The organism is Pseudomonas sp. A-RE-19 (assembly GCF_019956555.1).
Classification (GTDB): Bacteria; Pseudomonadota; Gammaproteobacteria; order Pseudomonadales; family Pseudomonadaceae; genus Aquipseudomonas.
Map to the genome: position 1 here is coordinate 13,864 of NZ_JAHBDQ010000027.1, position 18,846 is coordinate 32,709.

The 18,846-nt window shown below is 57.3% G+C and carries 20 protein-coding genes and 5 tRNA genes; 7 read left to right on the forward strand and 18 right to left on the reverse strand.

Annotated elements, in window-relative coordinates; genetic code table 11:
* Window positions 1–85: 85 nt before the first annotated feature.
* The 6 genes from KGB14_RS18010 to tig all read right to left on the reverse strand — a co-directional run bounded on the left by KGB14_RS18010 (window position 86) and on the right by tig (window position 6,738).
* Window positions 86–162, reverse strand: a tRNA-Asp gene (locus KGB14_RS18010).
* Between the two features lie 53 nt (window positions 163–215).
* Window positions 216–488 (reverse strand): HU family DNA-binding protein, encoded by a 273-nt coding sequence (locus tag KGB14_RS18015; protein WP_002552737.1) that lies wholly within the window; start codon window positions 486–488, stop codon window positions 216–218.
* Between the two features lie 150 nt (window positions 489–638).
* Window positions 639–3,035 carry an endopeptidase La gene (gene lon / locus KGB14_RS18020; RefSeq protein ID WP_223488095.1) on the reverse strand — a complete coding sequence of 799 codons (2,397 nt, stop codon included), beginning with the start codon at window positions 3,033–3,035 and terminating at the stop codon, window positions 639–641.
* Between the two features lie 267 nt (window positions 3,036–3,302).
* Entirely contained in the window at window positions 3,303–4,586 is a 1,284-nt protein-coding gene (gene clpX, locus KGB14_RS18025; RefSeq protein WP_223488096.1) for an ATP-dependent Clp protease ATP-binding subunit ClpX, read from the reverse strand.
* Between the two features lie 112 nt (window positions 4,587–4,698).
* The gene (clpP, locus tag KGB14_RS18030) at window positions 4,699–5,334 is read right to left on the reverse strand and encodes an ATP-dependent Clp endopeptidase proteolytic subunit ClpP (RefSeq protein WP_007901795.1); all 636 of its coding nucleotides are present in this window, start codon (window positions 5,332–5,334) and stop codon (window positions 4,699–4,701) included.
* A 93-nt stretch (window positions 5,335–5,427) separates the two neighbouring features.
* Entirely contained in the window at window positions 5,428–6,738 is a 1,311-nt protein-coding gene (gene tig / locus KGB14_RS18035; RefSeq protein WP_223488097.1) for a trigger factor, read from the reverse strand.
* A gap of 144 nt (window positions 6,739–6,882) precedes the next feature.
* Here tig and KGB14_RS18040 point away from each other — a divergent pair, with 144 nt between their 5' ends.
* On the forward strand, window positions 6,883–7,107 hold the full coding sequence (locus KGB14_RS18040) for a hypothetical protein (RefSeq protein WP_223488098.1): 225 nt from the start codon (window positions 6,883–6,885) through the stop codon (window positions 7,105–7,107).
* A 20-nt stretch (window positions 7,108–7,127) separates the two neighbouring features.
* On the opposite strand, the gene KGB14_RS18045 is transcribed toward KGB14_RS18040, so the two are convergent.
* The 4 genes from KGB14_RS18045 to KGB14_RS18060 all read right to left on the reverse strand — a co-directional run bounded on the left by KGB14_RS18045 (window position 7,128) and on the right by KGB14_RS18060 (window position 7,608).
* A tRNA-His gene (locus KGB14_RS18045) sits at window positions 7,128–7,203 on the reverse strand.
* Between the two features lie 77 nt (window positions 7,204–7,280).
* Window positions 7,281–7,365: transfer RNA gene (locus tag KGB14_RS18050), tRNA-Leu, on the reverse strand.
* A gap of 58 nt (window positions 7,366–7,423) precedes the next feature.
* A tRNA-His gene (locus tag KGB14_RS18055) sits at window positions 7,424–7,499 on the reverse strand.
* A 32-nt stretch (window positions 7,500–7,531) separates the two neighbouring features.
* Window positions 7,532–7,608: transfer RNA gene (locus KGB14_RS18060), tRNA-Arg, on the reverse strand.
* A gap of 274 nt (window positions 7,609–7,882) precedes the next feature.
* On the opposite strand from KGB14_RS18060, the gene folD reads away from it, so the two are divergent.
* Both folD and pbpG read left to right on the forward strand, forming a co-directional pair.
* Window positions 7,883–8,737, forward strand: a complete 855-nt coding sequence (gene folD / locus KGB14_RS18065; protein ID WP_223488099.1) for a bifunctional methylenetetrahydrofolate dehydrogenase/methenyltetrahydrofolate cyclohydrolase FolD — start codon at window positions 7,883–7,885, stop codon at window positions 8,735–8,737.
* A gap of 229 nt (window positions 8,738–8,966) precedes the next feature.
* Complete coding sequence (gene pbpG, locus KGB14_RS18070) at window positions 8,967–9,905, forward strand: D-alanyl-D-alanine endopeptidase (protein ID WP_223488100.1); 939 nt, start codon at window positions 8,967–8,969, stop codon at window positions 9,903–9,905.
* 56 nt (window positions 9,906–9,961) lie between these two features.
* On the opposite strand, the gene KGB14_RS18075 is transcribed toward pbpG, so the two are convergent.
* The 3 genes from KGB14_RS18075 to KGB14_RS18085 form a co-directional block, all read right to left on the reverse strand.
* Window positions 9,962–10,186, reverse strand: a complete 225-nt coding sequence (locus tag KGB14_RS18075; RefSeq protein ID WP_223488101.1) for a hypothetical protein — start codon at window positions 10,184–10,186, stop codon at window positions 9,962–9,964.
* A 12-nt stretch (window positions 10,187–10,198) separates the two neighbouring features.
* Window positions 10,199–10,414, reverse strand: coding sequence for a DUF6021 family protein (locus KGB14_RS18080; protein ID WP_223488102.1), 216 nt, complete (start codon window positions 10,412–10,414; stop codon window positions 10,199–10,201).
* A gap of 93 nt (window positions 10,415–10,507) precedes the next feature.
* On the reverse strand, window positions 10,508–11,236 hold the full coding sequence (locus KGB14_RS18085; RefSeq protein ID WP_223488103.1) for a peptidase C39 family protein: 729 nt from the start codon (window positions 11,234–11,236) through the stop codon (window positions 10,508–10,510).
* Window positions 11,237–11,407: 171 nt separating this feature from the next.
* On the opposite strand from KGB14_RS18085, the gene KGB14_RS18090 reads away from it, so the two are divergent.
* A complete protein-coding gene (locus KGB14_RS18090) occupies window positions 11,408–11,578 on the forward strand; it encodes a hypothetical protein (protein WP_223488104.1) in 171 nt (56 codons plus the stop codon).
* A gap of 70 nt (window positions 11,579–11,648) precedes the next feature.
* Here the strand turns inward: KGB14_RS18090 and KGB14_RS18095 are convergent, their stop codons facing one another.
* Window positions 11,649–12,398, reverse strand: a complete 750-nt coding sequence (locus tag KGB14_RS18095; RefSeq protein ID WP_223488105.1) for a TerC family protein — start codon at window positions 12,396–12,398, stop codon at window positions 11,649–11,651.
* 28 nt (window positions 12,399–12,426) lie between these two features.
* Window positions 12,427–12,669, reverse strand: coding sequence for a hypothetical protein (locus tag KGB14_RS18100; protein ID WP_223488106.1), 243 nt, complete (start codon window positions 12,667–12,669; stop codon window positions 12,427–12,429).
* Between the two features lie 280 nt (window positions 12,670–12,949).
* Between KGB14_RS18100 and nhaR the strand changes: the two genes are divergently transcribed.
* The gene (gene nhaR / locus KGB14_RS18105) at window positions 12,950–13,849 is read left to right on the forward strand and encodes a transcriptional activator NhaR (protein ID WP_223488107.1); all 900 of its coding nucleotides are present in this window, start codon (window positions 12,950–12,952) and stop codon (window positions 13,847–13,849) included.
* Window positions 13,850–13,853: 4 nt separating this feature from the next.
* On the opposite strand, the gene KGB14_RS18110 is transcribed toward nhaR, so the two are convergent.
* Entirely contained in the window at window positions 13,854–15,008 is a 1,155-nt protein-coding gene (locus KGB14_RS18110; protein WP_223488108.1) for an MFS transporter, read from the reverse strand.
* A gap of 333 nt (window positions 15,009–15,341) precedes the next feature.
* Between KGB14_RS18110 and sstT the strand changes: the two genes are divergently transcribed.
* Window positions 15,342–16,601 (forward strand): serine/threonine transporter SstT, encoded by a 1,260-nt coding sequence (gene sstT, locus KGB14_RS18115; protein ID WP_223488109.1) that lies wholly within the window; start codon window positions 15,342–15,344, stop codon window positions 16,599–16,601.
* A 141-nt stretch (window positions 16,602–16,742) separates the two neighbouring features.
* Here the strand turns inward: sstT and KGB14_RS18120 are convergent, their stop codons facing one another.
* Window positions 16,743–17,252 (reverse strand): DUF1993 family protein, encoded by a 510-nt coding sequence (locus KGB14_RS18120; protein WP_007901777.1) that lies wholly within the window; start codon window positions 17,250–17,252, stop codon window positions 16,743–16,745.
* A gap of 142 nt (window positions 17,253–17,394) precedes the next feature.
* On the opposite strand from KGB14_RS18120, the gene KGB14_RS18125 reads away from it, so the two are divergent.
* A complete protein-coding gene (locus KGB14_RS18125) occupies window positions 17,395–18,042 on the forward strand; it encodes a YceH family protein (protein WP_223488110.1) in 648 nt (215 codons plus the stop codon).
* A gap of 160 nt (window positions 18,043–18,202) precedes the next feature.
* Here KGB14_RS18125 and KGB14_RS18130 read toward each other — a convergent pair whose 3' ends face one another.
* A complete protein-coding gene (locus KGB14_RS18130; RefSeq protein ID WP_223488111.1) occupies window positions 18,203–18,721 on the reverse strand; it encodes a cupin domain-containing protein in 519 nt (172 codons plus the stop codon).
* Window positions 18,722–18,846 lie beyond the last annotated feature (125 nt).

Here is an 18,846-nt window from a genome sequence, read left to right on the forward strand (position 1 = left end):
TTGAACTTCAAAATTAGGCAACCGTGGAGCGTGGGTAGAATCCGGATAGAAGAAAGGCGCATCCGAGGATGCGCCTTCTCGTAACTGGCGGAGCGGACGGGACTCGAACCCGCGACCCCCGGCGTGACAGGCCGGTATTCTAACCGACTGAACTACCGCTCCGCTGCCAAGTCAGGCATGACCCCGACCCGGATAGGCAAAAACCTGAATCGAACTTAGTTGACAGCTTCTTTCAGTGCTTTACCGGCTTTGAAACCTGGTTTTTTGGCTGCGGCGATTTCCAGCGTCTTACCGGTCTGTGGGTTACGACCGATGCGAGCTGGACGATCGGTCACGGAGAAGGTACCGAAACCAACCAGAACAACAGAGTCGCCAGCCTTGAGAGCGCCAGTGACGGATTCGATTACAGCGTCCAGCGCACGGCCAGCAGCAGCTTTCGGGATATCAGCGGATGCAGCGATAGCATCAATCAGTTCCGACTTGTTCACTCTAAGTCCCCTTATATCTATTTGAGTTTGATTCTAAGTTTTTTGGTGAAAGCAAAAAAACGAGTGCTGAATGGCCTACAGACACTTAAGAGCCGCTTTATAACAAGGGCTCTAAAAAACTGTCAAGGAAGCCCCCCAGTCAAATGCGTACTAATGCGTGCTAATTCTTTCCTTAGAGTCAGACTCGCGTTTTTCATCCTTTGCAACTATCTCCGGAGCCACATCCGGCAAGGGCTCCGGCGCGTATTGCAGCGCAATTTGCAGGACCTCGTCAATCCATTTAACTGGTTTAATCTGTAGATCTTGCTTGATATTGTCAGGAATTTCCTTCAGATCGCGTACGTTCTCTTCAGGAATGATCACCGTCTTGATTCCACCACGGTGAGCCGCCAGCAGTTTTTCTTTCAAACCGCCGATCGCCAGCACCTGACCACGCAGGGTGATTTCGCCGGTCATGGCGACGTCCGCGCGCACAGGAATCCCGGTCAATGCCGAAACCAGGGCCGTGCACATGCCTACACCGGCACTAGGGCCGTCCTTCGGCGTTGCCCCTTCAGGCATGTGGATATGCGTGTCGCGCTTCTCGTGGAAGTCCAGAGGGATCCCCAGGCTCTTCGCCCGACTGCGGACAACGGTCAGGGCCGCAGTGATCGATTCGACCATTACGTCACCCAGAGAACCGGTCTTGATCAACTGGCCTTTGCCCGGTACCACCGCAGCCTCGATGGTCAGCAATTCGCCGCCCACTTGAGTCCACGCCAAGCCCGTTACCTGACCGATCTGATCCTGCGACTCAGCCAGACCGTAGCGGAATTTACGCACGCCCAGGAAGTGCTCAAGCATGTCGGCAGTGACCTTCACCGAGAAGCGTTTTTCCATCGCATGCTCTTTGACCGCCTTGCGGCAAACCTTGGCAATCTGGCGCTCCAGCCCACGTACACCGGCTTCGCGGGTGTAGTAGCGGATGATGTCGCGGATCGCTTCGGCGTCGAATTCCAGCTCGCCTTTCTTCAAGCCGTTGGCCTGAATCTGCTTGGGCGAAAGGTATTTGACGGCGATGTTGATCTTCTCGTCTTCGGTGTAACCCGGCAGACGAATCACTTCCATCCGGTCCAGCAGCGCCGGCGGAATGTTCATGGAGTTGGAGGTGCACAGGAACATCACATCGGACAGGTCGTAGTCGACTTCCAGATAGTGATCGTTGAAGTTGTGGTTCTGCTCGGGATCGAGCACTTCCAGCAACGCCGACGCCGGATCGCCACGCATGTCGCTGCCCATTTTGTCGATTTCATCGAGCAGGAACAGCGGGTTGCGGACGCCCACCTTTGTCATCTTTTGAATCAATCTTCCTGGCATCGAACCGATATAAGTCCGGCGGTGACCACGAATTTCCGCCTCATCGCGCACGCCACCGAGGGCCATACGGACGAATTTGCGGTTGGTGGCGTGGGCAATCGACTCCGCCAGCGAGGTTTTACCCACCCCCGGAGGACCGACCAGGCACAGCACCGGACCGCGAATCTTCTTCACGCGCTTCTGCACGGCAAGGTATTCGAGGATCCGCTCTTTGACTTCTTCCAGACCATAGTGGTCGGCGTCGAGAATGTCTTCGGCACGGGCAAGGTCCAGACGCACCTTGCTTTGAGCCTTCCACGGCACTTGAACCAACCAGTCGATGTACGAACGCACCACTGTCGCTTCCGCGGACATTGGCGACATTTGCTTGAGTTTGTTCAGTTCGGCCTGAGCCTTGGCCAACGCGTCTTTCGGCAGGCCGGCGGCATCGATGCGCTTTTTCAGCTCTTCGATTTCATTGTGGCCTTCATCGCTGTCGCCCAGCTCTTTCTGAATGGCCTTCATCTGCTCATTCAGGTAGTACTCGCGCTGGCTGCGCTCCATTTGCTTTTTGACGCGACCGCGAATGCGTTTTTCGACTTGCAGCAGGTCGATCTCCGCATCCAGCAACGCCAGAACGTGCTCGACCCGGGCCGACAAATCGATGATTTCGAGGATTTCCTGCTTCTGCTCGATCTTCAGGGCCATGTGCGCGGCCATGGTGTCAACCAAGCGGCCTGGCTCGTCGATGCTGTTGAGCGACGACAGGACTTCAGCGGGCACTTTCTTGCCCAGCTGCACATATTGTTCGAACTGAGCCAGCAGGCTGCGGACAAATACTTCCGATTCGCGCTCAGGCGCGTCGGCTTCTTCGATCAGCGAGACTTCGGCGCGGCAGTGGCCGTCGACTTCGCTGAAGCGCTCCACGGCGCCCCGCTGCTCGCCTTCGACAAGAACCTTGACCGTGCCGTCAGGCAGCTTGAGCAGCTGCAGAACGGTAGCGATGGTGCCTACGCGATAAAGTGCATCTTCACCGGGATCATCGTCAGCAGGATTCCGCTGAGCCAGCAGAAGGATCTGCTTGTCACCCGTCATCGCAGCCTCGAGGGCTTCGATGGATTTCTCGCGCCCCACGAACAGCGGGATAACCATGTGCGGATAAACCACGACATCACGCAATGGCAAGAGAGGCAATTCGATGGTTGTCTTCATGATTTCGCCTCTACGGCGGCCATAAGGCCGTAAACAGATGGATGTAAGCTTGAAACCAAGATGGGGGCTGCTTTCAAAAAAAACAAGCGGATAAAAGAACCACTTTAAAGATCGCCGCTTACGGTAGCGCCTGCGTGGGTCCAGATACATCCAAAAAATCAGGGCGACTGTCATGCCGCCTTCGCAGCGGGCGGCGATCCGACAAGCCAGCTCCCACAATAGCAAAGGGGCCCGAAGGCCCCTTCTTTATTCCAGCAGTGTGACGCCTCAGGCGTCTGGCGCTGCCTTGGCGGTCGGCTCATTGTTTTCATAGATATACAATGGCTTGGACTTGCCTTCTATTACGCTTTCATCGATCACTACTTTACTCACCTCGGACTGCGAGGGGATTTCATACATAGTGTCGAGCAATACACCTTCGAGAATCGAACGCAGTCCACGGGCACCGGTTTTGCGTTCCAGGGCACGTTTGGCAACCGATTTCAGCGCGTCGGAACGGAATTCCAGGTCTACGCCTTCCATCTCGAACAGCTTGGCATACTGCTTGGTCAGGGCATTTTTCGGCTCGGTGAGAATCTGCATCAACGCAGCCTCATCGAGCTCGTCCAGCGTGGCAAGTACTGGCAGACGACCGACGAACTCGGGGATCAGACCGAACTTGACCAAATCGTCAGGTTCGACTTCACGCAGGGACTCACCGACTTTCTTGCCTTCTTCCTTGCTGCGAACTTCCGCGTTGAAACCGATGCCGCCCTTGGTGGAACGGTTTTGAATAACCTTTTCCAGACCGGAGAACGCACCACCGCAGATGAACAGGATGTTACGGGTGTCGACCTGAAGGAATTCCTGCTGCGGATGCTTGCGACCACCTTGAGGTGGAACGGAAGCGACCGTGCCTTCGATCAACTTGAGCAGGGCCTGCTGCACGCCTTCACCGGAAACGTCCCGGGTGATCGACGGGTTGTCAGACTTGCGCGAGATTTTGTCGATCTCATCGATGTAGACAATGCCCATCTGGGCCTTTTCTACGTCGTAATCGCACTTCTGCAGCAGCTTCTGAATGATGTTCTCGACATCTTCACCGACATAACCCGCCTCGGTGAGGGTGGTTGCGTCGGCAATGGTGAACGGAACGTTCAGCAAACGGGCCAGCGTTTCGGCAAGCAGGGTTTTACCCGAGCCTGTCGGGCCGATCAGCAAGATGTTGCTCTTGCCGAGCTCGACGTCGTCATTCTTTTTGTCACGCTGGTTCAGGCGCTTGTAGTGGTTGTACACCGCTACGGCCAAAACCTTTTTCGCACGCTCCTGACCAATCACGTACTGATCAAGGATGCCGCTGATTTCTTTAGGCGAAGGCAATTTATGCGCGCTGCTTTCGGCCTGGGCTTCCTGCACCTCCTCACGGATGATGTCATTGCACAGGTCGACGCACTCGTCGCAGATAAAGACCGAGGGGCCGGCAATCAATTTGCGTACTTCATGCTGGCTTTTGCCACAGAAGGAGCAATAGAGCAGCTTGCCGTTGTCCTCGCCGTTGCGGGTGTCAGTCATTCGTTCGATCCAAATCCGATAGGCTTGCAACACAAGATGAAGGCTATTGCGGGCTTTTTCAAGCCCGCTGGTGATCGGACCCGCCGACCCACCTTATTTTGAGCTGCTTATTTTAAGCGGGGCGCTGGTTGATCACTTCATCGATCAACCCGTATTCACGCGCTGCTTCTGCACTCATGAAGTTATCGCGGTTGGTATCGCGCTCGATTTCTTCAAGAGTGCGCCCGCTATGCTTGGCCATCAGCGTGTTGAGACGCTCACGAATGAAGAGGATTTCCTTGGCATGGATTTCGATATCCGAGGCCTGGCCCTGGAAACCGCCCAGTGGCTGGTGAATCATCACACGCGAGTTCGGCAGGCAGTAACGCTTGCCTTGGGCACCGGCGGTCAGTAGAAACGCACCCATGCTGCACGCTTGACCGATACAGGTGGTCGACACGTTTGGCTTGATGAACTGCATGGTGTCGTAGATCGACATGCCCGCAGTCACCGAACCACCCGGCGAGTTGATATAGAGATGGATGTCCTTGTCCGGGTTTTCCGCTTCAAGGAACAGCAGTTGCGCACAGATCAGGTTGGCCATGTAGTCCTCTACCGGACCAACCAGAAAGATCACTCGCTCCTTGAGAAGGCGCGAGTAGATGTCATAGGCGCGTTCGCCACGAGCAGACTGCTCGACAACCATCGGGACCAGGCCGCCTGCGGCCTGGATATCAGAGTTCTGCTGAATATACGAATTACGGAACATGCTCTGCAGTCACTCCCAAATAGTTATGTCTTGAATACGCATAAGCCAGCACGAAGGCTGGCTTATGGTGTGTGCTTCTTACCGCAAAAACAATCAGTCGGCTTGTGGAGCTTCTACCGGCTTGACTGCTTCTTCGTAAGAGACCGATTTGTCGGTCACGCTAGCTTTCTGCAGAACAGTATCCACAACTTGTTCTTCCAGCACAACCGAACGAACTTCGTTCAGTTGCTGGTCGTTCTTGTAGTACCAGGACACAACCTGCTCAGGCTCCTGATAAGCCGAAGCCATTTCCTGAATCATCTCGCGAACGCGGGCTTCGTCAGGCTTGAGGTCGAATTGCTTGACCACTTCAGCCACGATCAGACCCAGTACAACGCGACGCTTGGCTTGCTCTTCGAACAGCTCGGCCGGCAGTTGGTCAGGCTTGATGTTGCCGCCGAACTGCTGAACAGCCTGCACGCGCAGACGGTCGACTTCGTTGGACAGCAGGGCCTTTGGCACTTCGATCGGGTTGGTGGCCAGCAGACCGTCCATAACCTGATTCTTGACCTTGGATTTGATCGCCTGACGCAGTTCACGCTCCATGTTCTTGCGAACTTCGGCGCGGAAACCTTCCAGACCGGTTTCCTTGATGCCGAATTGAGCGAAGAATTCTTCGGTCAGCTCTGGCAGCTTAGGCTCGGAAACGGTGTTCACGGTTACGGTGAACTCAGCGGTTTTGCCCGCCAGGTCGAGGTTCTGATAGTCCTCTGGGAAGGTCAGGTTCAGAACGCGCTCTTCGCCGGCTTTAGCGCCGACCAGACCGTCTTCGAAACCAGGGATCATGCGGCCGGAACCCAGCACCAGCTGGGTACCTTTGGCAGAACCGCCTGCGAACACTTCACCGTCGACCTTGCCAACGAAATCGATGTTCAGCTGGTCGTCGTTCTGGGCGGCGCGATCAGCCACTTCGAAACGGGTGTTCTGCTTGCGCAGGACTTCCAGCATCTTGTCCAGATCGGCATCAGCCACGTCAGCGCTCAGGCGCTCGACAGTGATACCTTCGAAACCGGCAACGGTGAACTCCGGGAACACTTCGAAAATTGCGACGTATTCCAGATCTTTGCCAGCTTCCATCGATTTAGGTTCGATCGAAGGAGCGCCAGCCGGGTTCAGCTTCTGCTCGACAACAGCTTCGTAGAAAGAAGACTGGATCACATCGCCCACGGCTTCTTGACGTGCATCAGCACCGAAACGGCGCTTGATTTCACTCATTGGCACTTTGCCTGGACGGAAGCCAGCGATCTTGGCCTTTTGGGCAGTCTGCTGCAGACGCTTGTTGACCTGAGTCTCGATGCGCTCAGCTGGCACGGTGATGCTCATGCGGCGCTCAAGAGCAGAAGTATTTTCAACAGAAACTTGCATGGATATTCCTCGTTGCACAGACGTTAGCCGGCCGTTTCCGACCCCAGAATCAAGGGCATGCATTCTAGTGGGTCAAACTCAAGAAGTCACCCTACTGAAAACGGGTAAAAAAGCAGCAGGCAATTTATAGGCGGGGACAAACGGTTGCGCCTCGCCCTGTTAGCAAATACAGCCAGGGCCCTGCACCAACCCTCCTATATAGAAGGAATCGGCAATCCATCCCTGACAGCCAACCCCGCGAAGGGATCGGCGGGCGAATCGAGCATCATCGAGAAACATAAATACGACGAAGCGACCTACCCTGCGACCCACAACCTGCAGCCGCTGAACACTCAAACCTTTGAAACAAAAAAGGCGCCAGACTGTTAAATCTGGCGCCTTTCGAAATATGGGGTGGACGATGGGGATCGAACCCACGACAACGGGAGTCACAATCCCGTGCTCTACCAACTGAGCTACGCCCACCATATTGCGTGACAAAGAAGCCAAACAACTTCTTTGTTGAGCCCAACCAAGCCAACCGGCATGAGTGAAGCTTTATTTGGTGCGGATGAAGAGACTCGAACTCTTACGCCTCGCGGCGCTGGAACCTAAATCCAGTGTGTCTACCAATTCCACCACATCCGCGGATTGAAGCTGTTAAAGCAAAGGCGCCAGACTGTAAAATCTGGCGCCTTTCAAAATATGGGGTGGACGATGGGGATCGAACCCACGACAACGGGAGTCACAATCCCGTGCTCTACCAACTGAGCTACGCCCACCATATCGCGCTACTTGTGCCAAAGCTGCCTAATGGCGCACCCGGCAGGACTCGAACCTGCGACCATCCGCTTAGAAGGCGGATGCTCTATCCAGCTGAGCTACGGGCGCCTTGTTAGCTGTAACCTTGAAGGACTACAAACTAAGTGCTTTTCAGTCTTGCAGAACTTCGATTCTGCTCAACCTTCTCAACCAGTGCTAGGCTGTGCCCGACAAGTGCGACGAATAGTATAGAGCGACCCGAAGGTCGTCAAATCCTTTTTAAAAAAAATTCATTTAATTAAAGGGGTTAGGGGAATTTGCAGACCAAGCGCCTTTGCCCTCACCTCACGACATGCGAGAATGCGTCCTCTTTTTTCCCCCTCTCGATGGTTAATCACGCGCAATGACTGCACAACTAATCGACGGCAAATCGATCGCCGCCAGCCTGCGCCAGCAGATCGCCAAACGAGTCGCCGAGCGTCGCCAGCAAGGCCTGCGCACGCCCGGCCTCGCGGTGATCCTGGTCGGCAGCGATCCTGCCTCTCAGGTTTATGTCTCGCACAAGCGTAAAGACTGTGAAGAGGTCGGCTTCCTTTCCCAAGCCTATGACCTGCCTGCCCAAACCACTCAAGAAGCACTGACCGATCTGATCGATCGACTGAACGACGACCCGGCGATTGACGGCGTTCTGCTTCAACTGCCTTTACCTGAACACCTGGACGCCTCCAAATTGCTGGAACGCATTCGTCCCGACAAGGACGTCGACGGCTTCCACCCTTATAACGTCGGCCGTCTGGCCCAGCGCATTCCGCTGCTGCGTCCGTGCACGCCCAAAGGCATCATGGCGCTGCTGGAAAGCACCGGCGCCGATCTTTACGGAATGGACGCCGTCATTGTAGGAGCCTCCAATATTGTTGGCCGTCCGATGGCGATGGAGTTGCTGCTGGCCGGTTGCACCGTGACTGTCACACACCGTTTCACCAAGGATCTGGCAGGCCACGTCGGGCGCGCTGATCTGGTTGTGGTTGCCGCTGGCAAGCCGGGCCTGGTCAAGGGTGAATGGATCAAGGAAGGCGCGATCGTGATCGACGTCGGCATCAACCGACAGGAAGATGGCAAGCTGGTCGGTGACGTGATCTACGAAACCGCCCTGCCCCGCGCCGGCTGGATTACCCCGGTACCGGGCGGCGTCGGCCCGATGACCCGCGCTTGCTTGCTGGAAAACACGCTGTATGCCGCGGAAACGCTGCACGGCTGAGTCCGCGCCCGCACCGCGGTGCCGTATAAAAGAACCCCGCCAAACGCGGGGTTCTTTTTGCTTAAGGAAAAAGCTCGACCATCCGCCGGAAAAGCCTGTTTCCAATCACTTTCACCTGAACATCGAACAACCATCGACAGTTCTTCAGCCATACTCCTAAAATGCGTCGCTTTTTAGAGAAAAAGCCCGTTACAAAAACGGTATATCCACCCTTCATGAGTCCGCCAGCGTGAAAATCCGCCTTTCAATCCTGAGCTTGTTTTTTGCATTTACAGGGACTTTCATCACGCCAACGATTAATGCTGCCGAAACTACCGAGGCGCCCCGAAACACTTCACAACTGAAGATCGCTTCCGGCAGCGCATTGCTGATGGATCTGCAAACCAACAAAGTCATCTACGCCAACAATCCGGATGTTGTGGTGCCGATCGCTTCCGTCAGCAAACTGATGACGGGCCTGGTGGTAGTAGAAGCCCGGCAAAACATGGACGAATTCCTTTCCGTCAACATCAGCGATACCCCGGAAATGAAAGGTGTGTTCTCGCGGGTCAAGCTCAAAAGCGAATTGCCGCGCCGAGAGATGCTGCTGATTGCCCTGATGTCATCGGAAAACCGTGCCGCCGCGACCCTGGCCCATCACTATCCGGGCGGTTATGTCGCATTCATTGCCGCCATGAACGCCAAAGCCAAGGCGCTGGGCATGACCAGCACCCACTTTGTCGAACCGACAGGGCTTTCCCCGCGCAATGTGTCCACTGCCCGCGACCTGAGCAAACTGCTGATCGCGGCGCACAAGTACCCGTTATTGACTGAGCTCAGCACTACCAAGGAAAAAACCGTCTCGTTCCGTAAACCCAACTACAGCCTGGGTTTCCACAACACCGACCATTTGATCAATAAGTCGAACTGGGACATCAAGCTGACCAAGACCGGTTTCACCAACGAGGCCGGTCACTGCCTGGTGCTGGTCACCAGCATGGGCAATCGTCCGGTTGCACTGGTGATTCTCGATGCTTTCGGCAAGTACACGCACTTTGCCGATGCCACCCGTATTCGCAGCTGGGTCGAAACCGGCAAGAGCGCCGACGTGCCGTCCGTAGCGCTGCAATACAAATCCGAGAAGAACCTCAAGCATCGCCAAAGCGGCGTGATTGAAGCCTCGAAATAAGGCCGCAATGCCTGTAAACGAAAGCCCCGATTATTCGGGGCTTTTTTTCGTCTGCATCAATCATTGGGCAACGGCATTTGATCGTCATCCGGAATGCCATCCCCGGCACTCGGATCTCTCCAGCCTTGCGGATGCTCGGTTGGCACCACGGTAGGCCTGGCTAGAGGATCCCTTAACGGGCTGTCTGGATCCATCACGGGGTCCAGGCTCGGTTCGGGTGTTGTTGGAACACTGTCTGGCGGGTCTGGACGTTTGTCATCGAAGCTCGAATCGGTAGACATATGCACCTCTCACTAGGACTTGGGTTTCAGATCGCCAAGTGGATCGTAAGGCTTAGCCGGTGCCTTCTTGCCCTCCTCACCCGGCTTTACATCCCTGGGCGCCTTGGCAGGCCCGATGGGATCGACCTGAGGATCGGCGAGGTCCGGAGAATCGGGGTCGAACCCCAACTCATTATCGGACGAATGCTCAGACGAGTGCGGGCCGACAGGGGTGTTGGAATGAGCCATGGGCGCCTCCTGGTCAAAGCCCGGCGAAATCCGGGCCCTTTATTTAAGAGGCCAACCACGCCGAGTAGTGCCGTACAGATGACAAACGGAGGCCTACTGCGTGGTCAAGGCTTTCTTCGCCCTGGCGGCTGCCTGCTCCTGACCTGACTGGGCCAGATCGTTCGCCGCTTTCAGCCAGCGCTGCTGATCGACGTTGGCCGGAATCTGGTTCGGCTTCTGGATCAATACAGCCCAGCCGCCAGCACTTTCGAACGCCGATTCAAAGGCGCTGAACCCCATCAGCACCCGGCGATCCATCCCGGCGCGAAGCAGCACTGTCTGCTTCTGGCGGTTGTAACCGGCGAGAATGGCGTATCGGGGTTCTGCCCAGAACGCCGAGCCTTCAGTGAAGCGCACCATCACCGGGTAACCCGCCGCCACCTGGGCCAGCAGCGCCGGCAAATGACTATCCAGGGGATAAACCACCATCCCGTATTCACGGGCGAGGTTTTGCATGTTCTGCTGCAACTGCGCTTCGGCACCCGGCAATTTCAGAGGTTTGTCGAGCAATCCCGGGGTGATCACGATGCCCTGCTGGGACAACAGACTGGCGAGCACCTGGGGCCCGCTTTGATAACTTTGCCCTCGGTAGAACGTACCGCTGAGTTCGACACGCTCGGGCAGACGCTTGATCTCTGGCGCCACGCTCCCCGCGCAGCCAGCCAGACCTGCAACGCAGCCAATCACCAGCATCACCGATCGAATTCGAGAAAATACCTGCACCATCATCACTCTCTTGTTCAGACGCCAGGCAATCGCGCTCCCGGCTTGGCCGTCGATCATAGGATGCCGTGCGACAGCGGTATAGCCTTAACCGGCAGTTGAATGCATTCGATAGAGCGAATGGGTTGATGACCGGTGACCTTTGGTCAATAGTCTGAAATATGCCAGCGACTAGACTGTCAATTGCAAAGCGTGTGCGAGTGCCCGATGCAGGGCAAAGAGGAGGCACTGATGAGCCTGACCATGACCATTGTGATGTTGATTTCCGGCTGGCTGGCCGTGGCCGCCGCCATGTTGTGGGGAGTTTTGCGTATTACCCGCCGGCACCATCACCATCCGGTTCAATCGGCGCCAGTGGCGAAAACCGATCAGCCGGCTGCACACCCCGTCACTGCGCACTGATTGGCGCTTTTTCAGTCGCGCAAAAAAAACGGCCGCCTGGAGTTCAGGCGGCCGTTTCATTTAACGAAGGTCAAGCTTCGGCGGCGATGCGCTTCTGCCTGGCCCGTCGCGACAGCATGTTCAAGCCTTCGATCATGGCCGAGAACGCCATGGCCGCGTAGACGTAGCCTTTCGGTACGTGGGCGCCGAAACCTTCGGCGATCAGCGTCATGCCGATCATGATCAGGAAGCCCAGCGCCAGCATCACCACCGTCGGGTTGTCGTTGATGAATTTGGCCAGCGGGTCAGCCGCCAGCAACATCACCAGTACCGACACCACCACCGCGATGATCATGATCGGCAAATGCTCGGTCATGCCGACAGCGGTAATGATGCTGTCGATGGAGAACACCATGTCCAGCAGCAGGATCTGACCGATCGCAGCAGCAAAGCCCAGGGTCACGGTCGAGGTGGCCGATGTCGGATCATCCGGCGCCGGGTCCATGCTGTGATGGATCTCGGTAGTCGCCTTCCACAACAGGAACAGGCCGCCGGCAATCAGGATCATGTCCTTCCAGGAGAGCGCGTGGCCGAGAAGCTCGATCACAGGCTCAGTCAACTGGACGATGAACGCGATGGTGCTCAACAGTCCCAGGCGCAGGATCAAGGCCATGCCGATACCGATGCGCCGCGCCTTCTGGCGATGCTGTACGGGCAGCTTGTTGGTGAGGATCGATATGAAGATCAGGTTATCGATGCCGAGGACGATTTCCATCACCACCAGCGTGGCCAGTGCGACCCAGGCGGTGGGGCTTGCAGCAAGTTCTAAAAGGTATTCCATGGGTCAGTCCTGACTCGTTGTAGACGGTTTAGATTTCCCGGGACGAAGATTCGGTTTTATCCGCCTCTTTGGCCGGTTGTTCTTTCTTGCTGATCAGGCCGCCAGTGGCATCGCTCAACGCTTGTTCGGCGGCTTTGTGGGTATCGTCAATCGTCTGTTTGGCGGTTTCGGCCGCCTTGCTCATCAGTTGCTGAGCGCTTTTCTCGGCCTGGTCGCAACCGGCCAACAGCAGTAAAGACGTAATCAGCAGCGCCGTGGCTTTAAGCTTCATGATGCTTTCCTCGATAGAACAGACAGAGCCGAAAAGGCCTTCCGTCGATAGCGAGGCATTCTAAGGAAGCAAACACTTCAGGAAAATTCGTATTTTCAGCGGTTATACTTCGGTTTTTACGAATCCAGATGAAAACGCGGATGTCGTGTGTGCGCTCGTAGGAGCTGTCGAGTGAAACGAGGCTGCGATCTTTTGATCTTGCTCGTCAAAAACAAAAGATCGCAGCCTCGTTTCACTCGACAGCTCCTACAGATGATGTGAACAGGGGGATTTCACCAACATGTTGAATTATCGACAGCTGCACTATTTCTGGGTGGTAGCCAAGACCGGCAGCATCGTGCGCGCCTGCGAGCAACTGAACCTGACGCCACAGACCATCAGCGGGCAGATTTCCCTGTTGGAACAAACTTATGGCATCGAGTTGTTTCGCCGGGTCGGTCGGCAGCTGGAACTCACCGAAGCCGGGCGTCAGACCCTGCCCTATGCCGAGCAGATGTTTCAACTCGGTGGCGAACTGGAGTTGATGCTGCGGGCGCAGCCCAATGAGCAACAGATTCTGTTTCGCGTGGGCGTTGCCGATGTGGTGCCCAAGTCCATCGTCTATCGCCTGATCGCGCCCACTATGGCGTTGAGCGAACCGCTGCGCATCACCTGTCGCGAAGACAAACTGGAACGCTTACTCGCCGACCTGGCGATTCAACGCCTTGATCTGGTGATCTCCGACAGCCCGATGCCTTCGCATCTGGACATCAAGGGCTACAGCCAGAAACTCGGCGAATGCGGCATCAGCTTCTTCGCCACCACCGAACTGGCCGCGCGATATGGCCAGGATTTCCCTCGCAGCCTGCACGGCGCCCCGCTGCTGATTCCCGGGCCGGAAACCGTGGTCCGCAGCCGTTTGCAACGCTGGTTTGCAGAACAGCAGATCCAGCCGCGAATCGTCGGCGAGTTCGATGACAGCGCGTTGATGCAGGCGTTTGGTCAATCCGGCAGCGGGATATTCATCGGCCCGAGCGTGATTGCCGACGAAGTGAAACGCCAATGCGGCGTGGAATTGATTGGCCAGACCGACGCGGTGAGCGAATCGTTCTATGCCATTTCGGTGGAACGCAAGGTCAAGCACCCCGGCATTGTCGCCATTACCGAAGGTGCCCGACGCCAGCTGTTCACCGAGCTGTGAAGCGTCAGGCGCAGATTTGGCGGGGTTTGAAGGTCATCAGCGCCATCGCCAACAAGATTGAGACCAGGATAAAACCGGCTGCCGCGAAACCCAGGCCGCCCAGACCAACACTGTCGATCACCCGCCCACCGACCATCGCGCCCAAACCGATCCCGAGGTTGGCCCCGGCAATGTTCAGCGATGCGGCGAACGCCGGCGCCTCAGGCGCCGCCTTCATCAGACGCACGTGGCTGACCAGGAACAGCGCCGCCTGAGTCACGCCCCAAATCCCCATCGCTGCCGCCAGACCGAGGGGTGAATGAATGTTCGGCACCAGGGCCACCATGCCGGCGATCATGAACGCGCAGAACATCATGGAAGCGACCAGCGGATGCCGATCCACCGCGCGGCCACCCAGTGAGTTGCCGATCAGGCCGACCGCGCCGAACCCCATCAGGCACCAACCGACCACCGTCCCGTTGAATCCGGCGAGGCGCTCAAGAATGTCTGCCAGGTAGGTGTAAGCGGTGAACATGCCGCTGAACACCAGAATCGACAGCAGCACGTGCCCTACCATCAGTGGGCTGCGCAGGATCTTGAACTGCGAACGAAAGCTCACCTGATGCTGATGCAGACTGGTTTTCGGCAGGTAGATAAACAGCAGCAGCGCCTTGGCAAACGCGATCACCGCCAGAATGCCGAAAGCACTGCGCCAGCCGAACGCATCGGAGATCAGCGTGCCTACAGGAATGCCGAACACCGTGGCGCAGACAATGCCAAAACCGATCTTGGCAATGGCCCGCCCGGCGTAGTCCGGCCCGACGATGTCTACCGCGGTTTCACTGGCCAACGCCCAGAACACCGGCAACCCCAGTGCCGGAATCAACCGGGCAATGGCCATCACCCCGATGTTCGGCGCCAATGCCGCCAGCGTGTTGGCCAGGCCGAACATGATCAGCACGCTGATGAACAGTTTGCGGCGCTCAAACCTTGCGAAGTACGCCGTCAGGAACGGCCCGAACGCGGCCACGGTGAACGCAAACAGGGTCACCAGCAAACCCGCTTGAGGGATGCTGACGTCCAGATCACGGGCGATGGCCGGCAACAGGCCGACGATGATGAATTCCGTAGTCAGCACCGTGAAACCAGCGGCGGACAACAGAAGAATGGGCAACAGCATGCAGAACTCCAGAAAAACGACGACACCAGCGACAGCCCGAAGGCCCACTGGCAGAACTTGAAAATGAGGATGGCGAAGCTTAACAGAGTGTTTCCAAACCAGCTTGCACGAACCTGCAAATCGCGTTGAACAATCGGGTGGCAGATCGTCACAGGTCTGAAGGATCACGGCTACGCTGTGATAAAGTCCGCGGCCTGCGGTACTTACACTTTGCTCATCGGCCATTGATTGGCATTGATGCAGTGACCCTTCGGTTCCCTCCATGTGGCCTGCCCGGCTTTTTGCTACATGAGCCACGGAACCCTGCACCCTAATAAAATCAGAGATGCCGTTATGACCGCTCCATCCCCTTCTCTCTTGCAACGCCTGAAACGCAGCAGCCTGGTCACGCAAATCATCATCGGCCTGATCGCCGGGATTACCTTGGCGCTGTTGGCGCCTGAGCTGGCCAAGTCCACCGCCTTCATTGGCAAAGTGTTCGTCTCGGCGCTCAAGGCTGTCGCGCCGATTCTGGTGTTTGTGCTGGTCATGGCGTCGATTGCCAACCATAAGCACGGCCAGGAAACCCATATCCGGCCGATTCTGTTTCTGTATTTGCTGGGCACCTTCGCGGCGGCCGTGGTGGCGGTGGTTGCCAGTACGCTGTTTCCGTCGAGTCTGGTACTGGCGACTCAGGATGTTGCGGTGACCGCACCGGGCGGCATCAGCGAAGTGTTGCAAAGCCTGGCACTGAGCGTGGTCGATAACCCGGTCAGCGCGCTGATGAACGCCAACTTCATCGGCATCCTGGCGTGGGCCATCGGCATGGGCATCGCGATTCGCCATGCCGGTGCAACCACCCGTGAGGTGCTTGGCGATTTGTCCAATGGCGTGACAGTGATCGTACGGATGGTGATTCGCTTTGCGCCGCTGGGGATCTTCGGCCTGGTGGCTTCGACCCTCGCCACCTCCGGTTTCGGTGCCTTGATCGGTTACATGCATCTGCTGGCCGTGTTGCTGGGCTGCATGCTGTTCGTGGCGCTGGTGATGAACCCGGCCATCGTGTTCTGGAAGCTGCGTCGTAACCCGTATCCGTTGGTACTCACCTGCCTGCGGGAAAGCGGCATCACCGCTTTCTTCACGCGCAGCTCGGCGGCGAACATTCCGGTCAACCTGGAATTGAGCAAGCGTCTGGGCCTGCACGAAGACACCTATTCGGTGTCGATCCCGCTCGGCGCCACCATCAACATGGCCGGCGCTGCGATCACCATCACTGTGCTGACCCTGGCTGCCGTGCACACCCTGGGCATCGCCGTGGATATTCCGACGGCCATTCTGCTCAGCGTCGTCGCGGCGATCTGTGCCTGTGGCGCCTCGGGCGTGGCCGGCGGTTCGTTATTGCTGATTCCGCTGGCGTGCAGCCTGTTCGGCATCCCGAGCGAAATCGCCATGCAGGTGGTGGCGGTCGGCTTCATCATCGGCGTGTTGCAGGACTCGGCTGAAACCGCGCTGAACTCCTCCACCGACGTGCTATTCACCGCGGCTGCGTGCCTGGGTGAGGAACAGAAGACTCAGAAAGCCCGGGAAGCCCGGGAAGCCCAGCGTTTGGCATAACAACGCACCTGTAGGAGCCAGGCTTGCCGGCGAAAGCGATCTCACATACGCCTTCGCCGGCAAGCCTGGCGCCTACAGAAGGCAAAACGAAAAAGCCCGCCAAGGCATACACCTGGGCGGGCTTTTTTGTACCTGGGCGGTTTAGAACGCGCCCATGTAGTCGCGCTTGCCCACTTCCACACCGTTGTGACGCAACAGCGCGTAAGCGGTGGTGACGTGGAAGAAGAACTGCGGCAGACCGTAGCTCAGCAGGTAAGCCTGGCCAGTGAAGCGCTTCTCTTTAGGGGTGCCTGGACGGGTAACGATCTCGATGCCTTCTTTGCCGTCGATCTGCTCGGGCTTGATCTCGCCGATGAAGGCCAGGACCTTGGCGATCAACGCTTGCAGTTCGGCGAAGGTGGTTTCGGTGTCGTCGTATTTCGGCAGTTCGACTTCAGCCAGACGCGCCGAAACGCCTTTGGCGAAATCAACGGCGATCTGCACCTGACGCACCAACGGGAACATGTCCGGGTACAGACGGGCTTGCAGAAACGCGTTCGGGTCAATGTTTTTCGCGGTGGCGTGGGCTTCGGCCTTGCTCAGGTTGTTGCTCAGGGCATTGAGCATTTGCTGGAAAACCGGAACAGAAGCGGCGTACAGGGAAATGGTCATGGCAGTCTCGTGTGGTGACAGGAGTAAAAAAACGTGAGGCGATTATAGCCATGACGGCGCGCGCTGCGACTTGTCTTTTATCCAGCAAGGATTAGGCTAGGCGGCTTCGACTGCATGCTTCGACTGCCTAGGGAAAAGCGCGATGAGCACTGAGCAAGAAACAACCTTCGACGAACCGCGGCTCAACAGCACGGAAATCCGCATTCTGGGCTCGTTGATCGAGAAACAGGCCACCAGCCCGGAAACCTATCCGCTGACGCTCAATGCGCTGGTGATTGCCTGCAACCAGAAAACCAGCCGCGAACCGGTGATGAACCTGAGCCAGGGCCAGGTCGGCCAGAGCCTGCGTGCCCTTGAAGGGCGTGGCTTCACCCGACTGGTGATGGGCAGCCGTGCCGACCGCTGGGAACATCGGGTCGACAAGGCGCTGGAACTGGTTCCGGCGCAGGTGATTCTGACCGGGCTGCTGTTCCTGCGCGGCCCGCAGACAGTCAACGAACTGCTGACCCGCAGCGGCCGCATGCATGATTTCGAAGATGCCGAGCAGGTAGTGCACCAGCTGGAGCGCTTGATCGCCAGAGGTCTGGCGCTGTTGATCCCGCGCCAGGCCGGCCAACGCGAAGACCGTTACATGCACGCGCTGGGTGATCCGGCGGATATCGAAGCGATCCTGGCTGCCCGGCAGAATCCGGTGGAACGTGGCGCCAGTGGCGGTGTGTCGGTTGAGCGAATCGAAGAGCTTGAAGCGCGGATTGCGGCGCTGGAAGAACGCTTGGCACGCCTGGAATAATCCCTTGCTCCCGCTGGGTCGCGAAGCGGCCCCAAACCTGTCAACGCATTACGCCTGGCACACCGGGTTTGCCTGCCTTGCGACTGCTTCGCAGCCGAACGGGACGGTGCGGCGATCCGACAAGCTCCCTCGCCACCGGTTCGCGTTCAATTCTGAACGGCTACTCGCCATCCCAATAATCCACGCCATCGGCCTGCCTTGCGACGGCGACGAAGCCCGAAGCATTGCCCTGGGCATCGACCTTGAAGTCGTCCATCACCACGTATTTGCCGGAATCCGGGTATTGGCAAATATCCGGTGATTGCTGGCTACTGACCGCCAGATACCGCAATTCGCCGTGGCTGTTGTTGATGATCTGGTGCGCGGTTTCAGGACCGCCCGCCGGGCAGGCGATCACGTCACCGGCGCGGATAGGAAAGCGTTCGGCGCCAAGGCGAACTTCCCCTTCCCCGGCCACGATGTAGAACATCTCTTCATTGACCCGATGGCTATGAAACGGACTGCCGCGCATGCCCGGCTCCAGGGCATACAACCGATAACCCAGTTTTTGCGCGCCCAGTTGCTGGCCGATACGGGCCAGGCGCTGCTGATAGCGGCCGGCAGTGTCACCGGTGGGAGCAAAACCTTCGGGCAGCGGTACAAGTTCGACCTGATCCAGGTTGAGAATGGCGGGATGCATGAAAACCTCGGTCACGGGTGGCTGGAGAGCAAGTCTTCGCTTGCTGGCGAGCAGTATAGGCAGGGGATTGGCAAGTGACGGCTTGGCCGGAGACCGAATCGCGGCAATCGCGAGCAGGCTCGCTC

Coding starts and splice junctions, on each gene's coding strand:
- KGB14_RS18100 (WP_223488106.1), bottom strand. CDS start 12,669: ATGAAGCTTAAAGCCACGGCGCTGCTGATTACGTCTTTACTGCTGTTG.
- KGB14_RS18095 (WP_223488105.1), bottom strand. CDS start 12,398: ATGGAATACCTTTTAGAACTTGCTGCAAGCCCCACCGCCTGGGTCGCA.
- folD (WP_223488099.1), top strand. CDS start 7,883: ATGACTGCACAACTAATCGACGGCAAATCGATCGCCGCCAGCCTGCGC.
- KGB14_RS18125 (WP_223488110.1), top strand. CDS start 17,395: ATGAGCACTGAGCAAGAAACAACCTTCGACGAACCGCGGCTCAACAGC.
- clpP (WP_007901795.1), bottom strand. CDS start 5,334: ATGTTCCGTAATTCGTATATTCAGCAGAACTCTGATATCCAGGCCGCA.
- KGB14_RS18090 (WP_223488104.1), top strand. CDS start 11,408: ATGAGCCTGACCATGACCATTGTGATGTTGATTTCCGGCTGGCTGGCC.
- sstT (WP_223488109.1), top strand. CDS start 15,342: ATGACCGCTCCATCCCCTTCTCTCTTGCAACGCCTGAAACGCAGCAGC.
- KGB14_RS18120 (WP_007901777.1), bottom strand. CDS start 17,252: ATGACCATTTCCCTGTACGCCGCTTCTGTTCCGGTTTTCCAGCAAATG.
- tig (WP_223488097.1), bottom strand. CDS start 6,738: ATGCAAGTTTCTGTTGAAAATACTTCTGCTCTTGAGCGCCGCATGAGC.
- KGB14_RS18085 (WP_223488103.1), bottom strand. CDS start 11,236: ATGATCGACGGCCAAGCCGGGAGCGCGATTGCCTGGCGTCTGAACAAG.
- clpX (WP_223488096.1), bottom strand. CDS start 4,586: ATGACTGACACCCGCAACGGCGAGGACAACGGCAAGCTGCTCTATTGC.
- KGB14_RS18080 (WP_223488102.1), bottom strand. CDS start 10,414: ATGGCTCATTCCAACACCCCTGTCGGCCCGCACTCGTCTGAGCATTCG.
- KGB14_RS18110 (WP_223488108.1), bottom strand. CDS start 15,008: ATGCTGTTGCCCATTCTTCTGTTGTCCGCCGCTGGTTTCACGGTGCTG.
- lon (WP_223488095.1), bottom strand. CDS start 3,035: ATGAAGACAACCATCGAATTGCCTCTCTTGCCATTGCGTGATGTCGTG.
- nhaR (WP_223488107.1), top strand. CDS start 12,950: ATGTTGAATTATCGACAGCTGCACTATTTCTGGGTGGTAGCCAAGACC.
- KGB14_RS18130 (WP_223488111.1), bottom strand. CDS start 18,721: ATGCATCCCGCCATTCTCAACCTGGATCAGGTCGAACTTGTACCGCTG.
- KGB14_RS18075 (WP_223488101.1), bottom strand. CDS start 10,186: ATGTCTACCGATTCGAGCTTCGATGACAAACGTCCAGACCCGCCAGAC.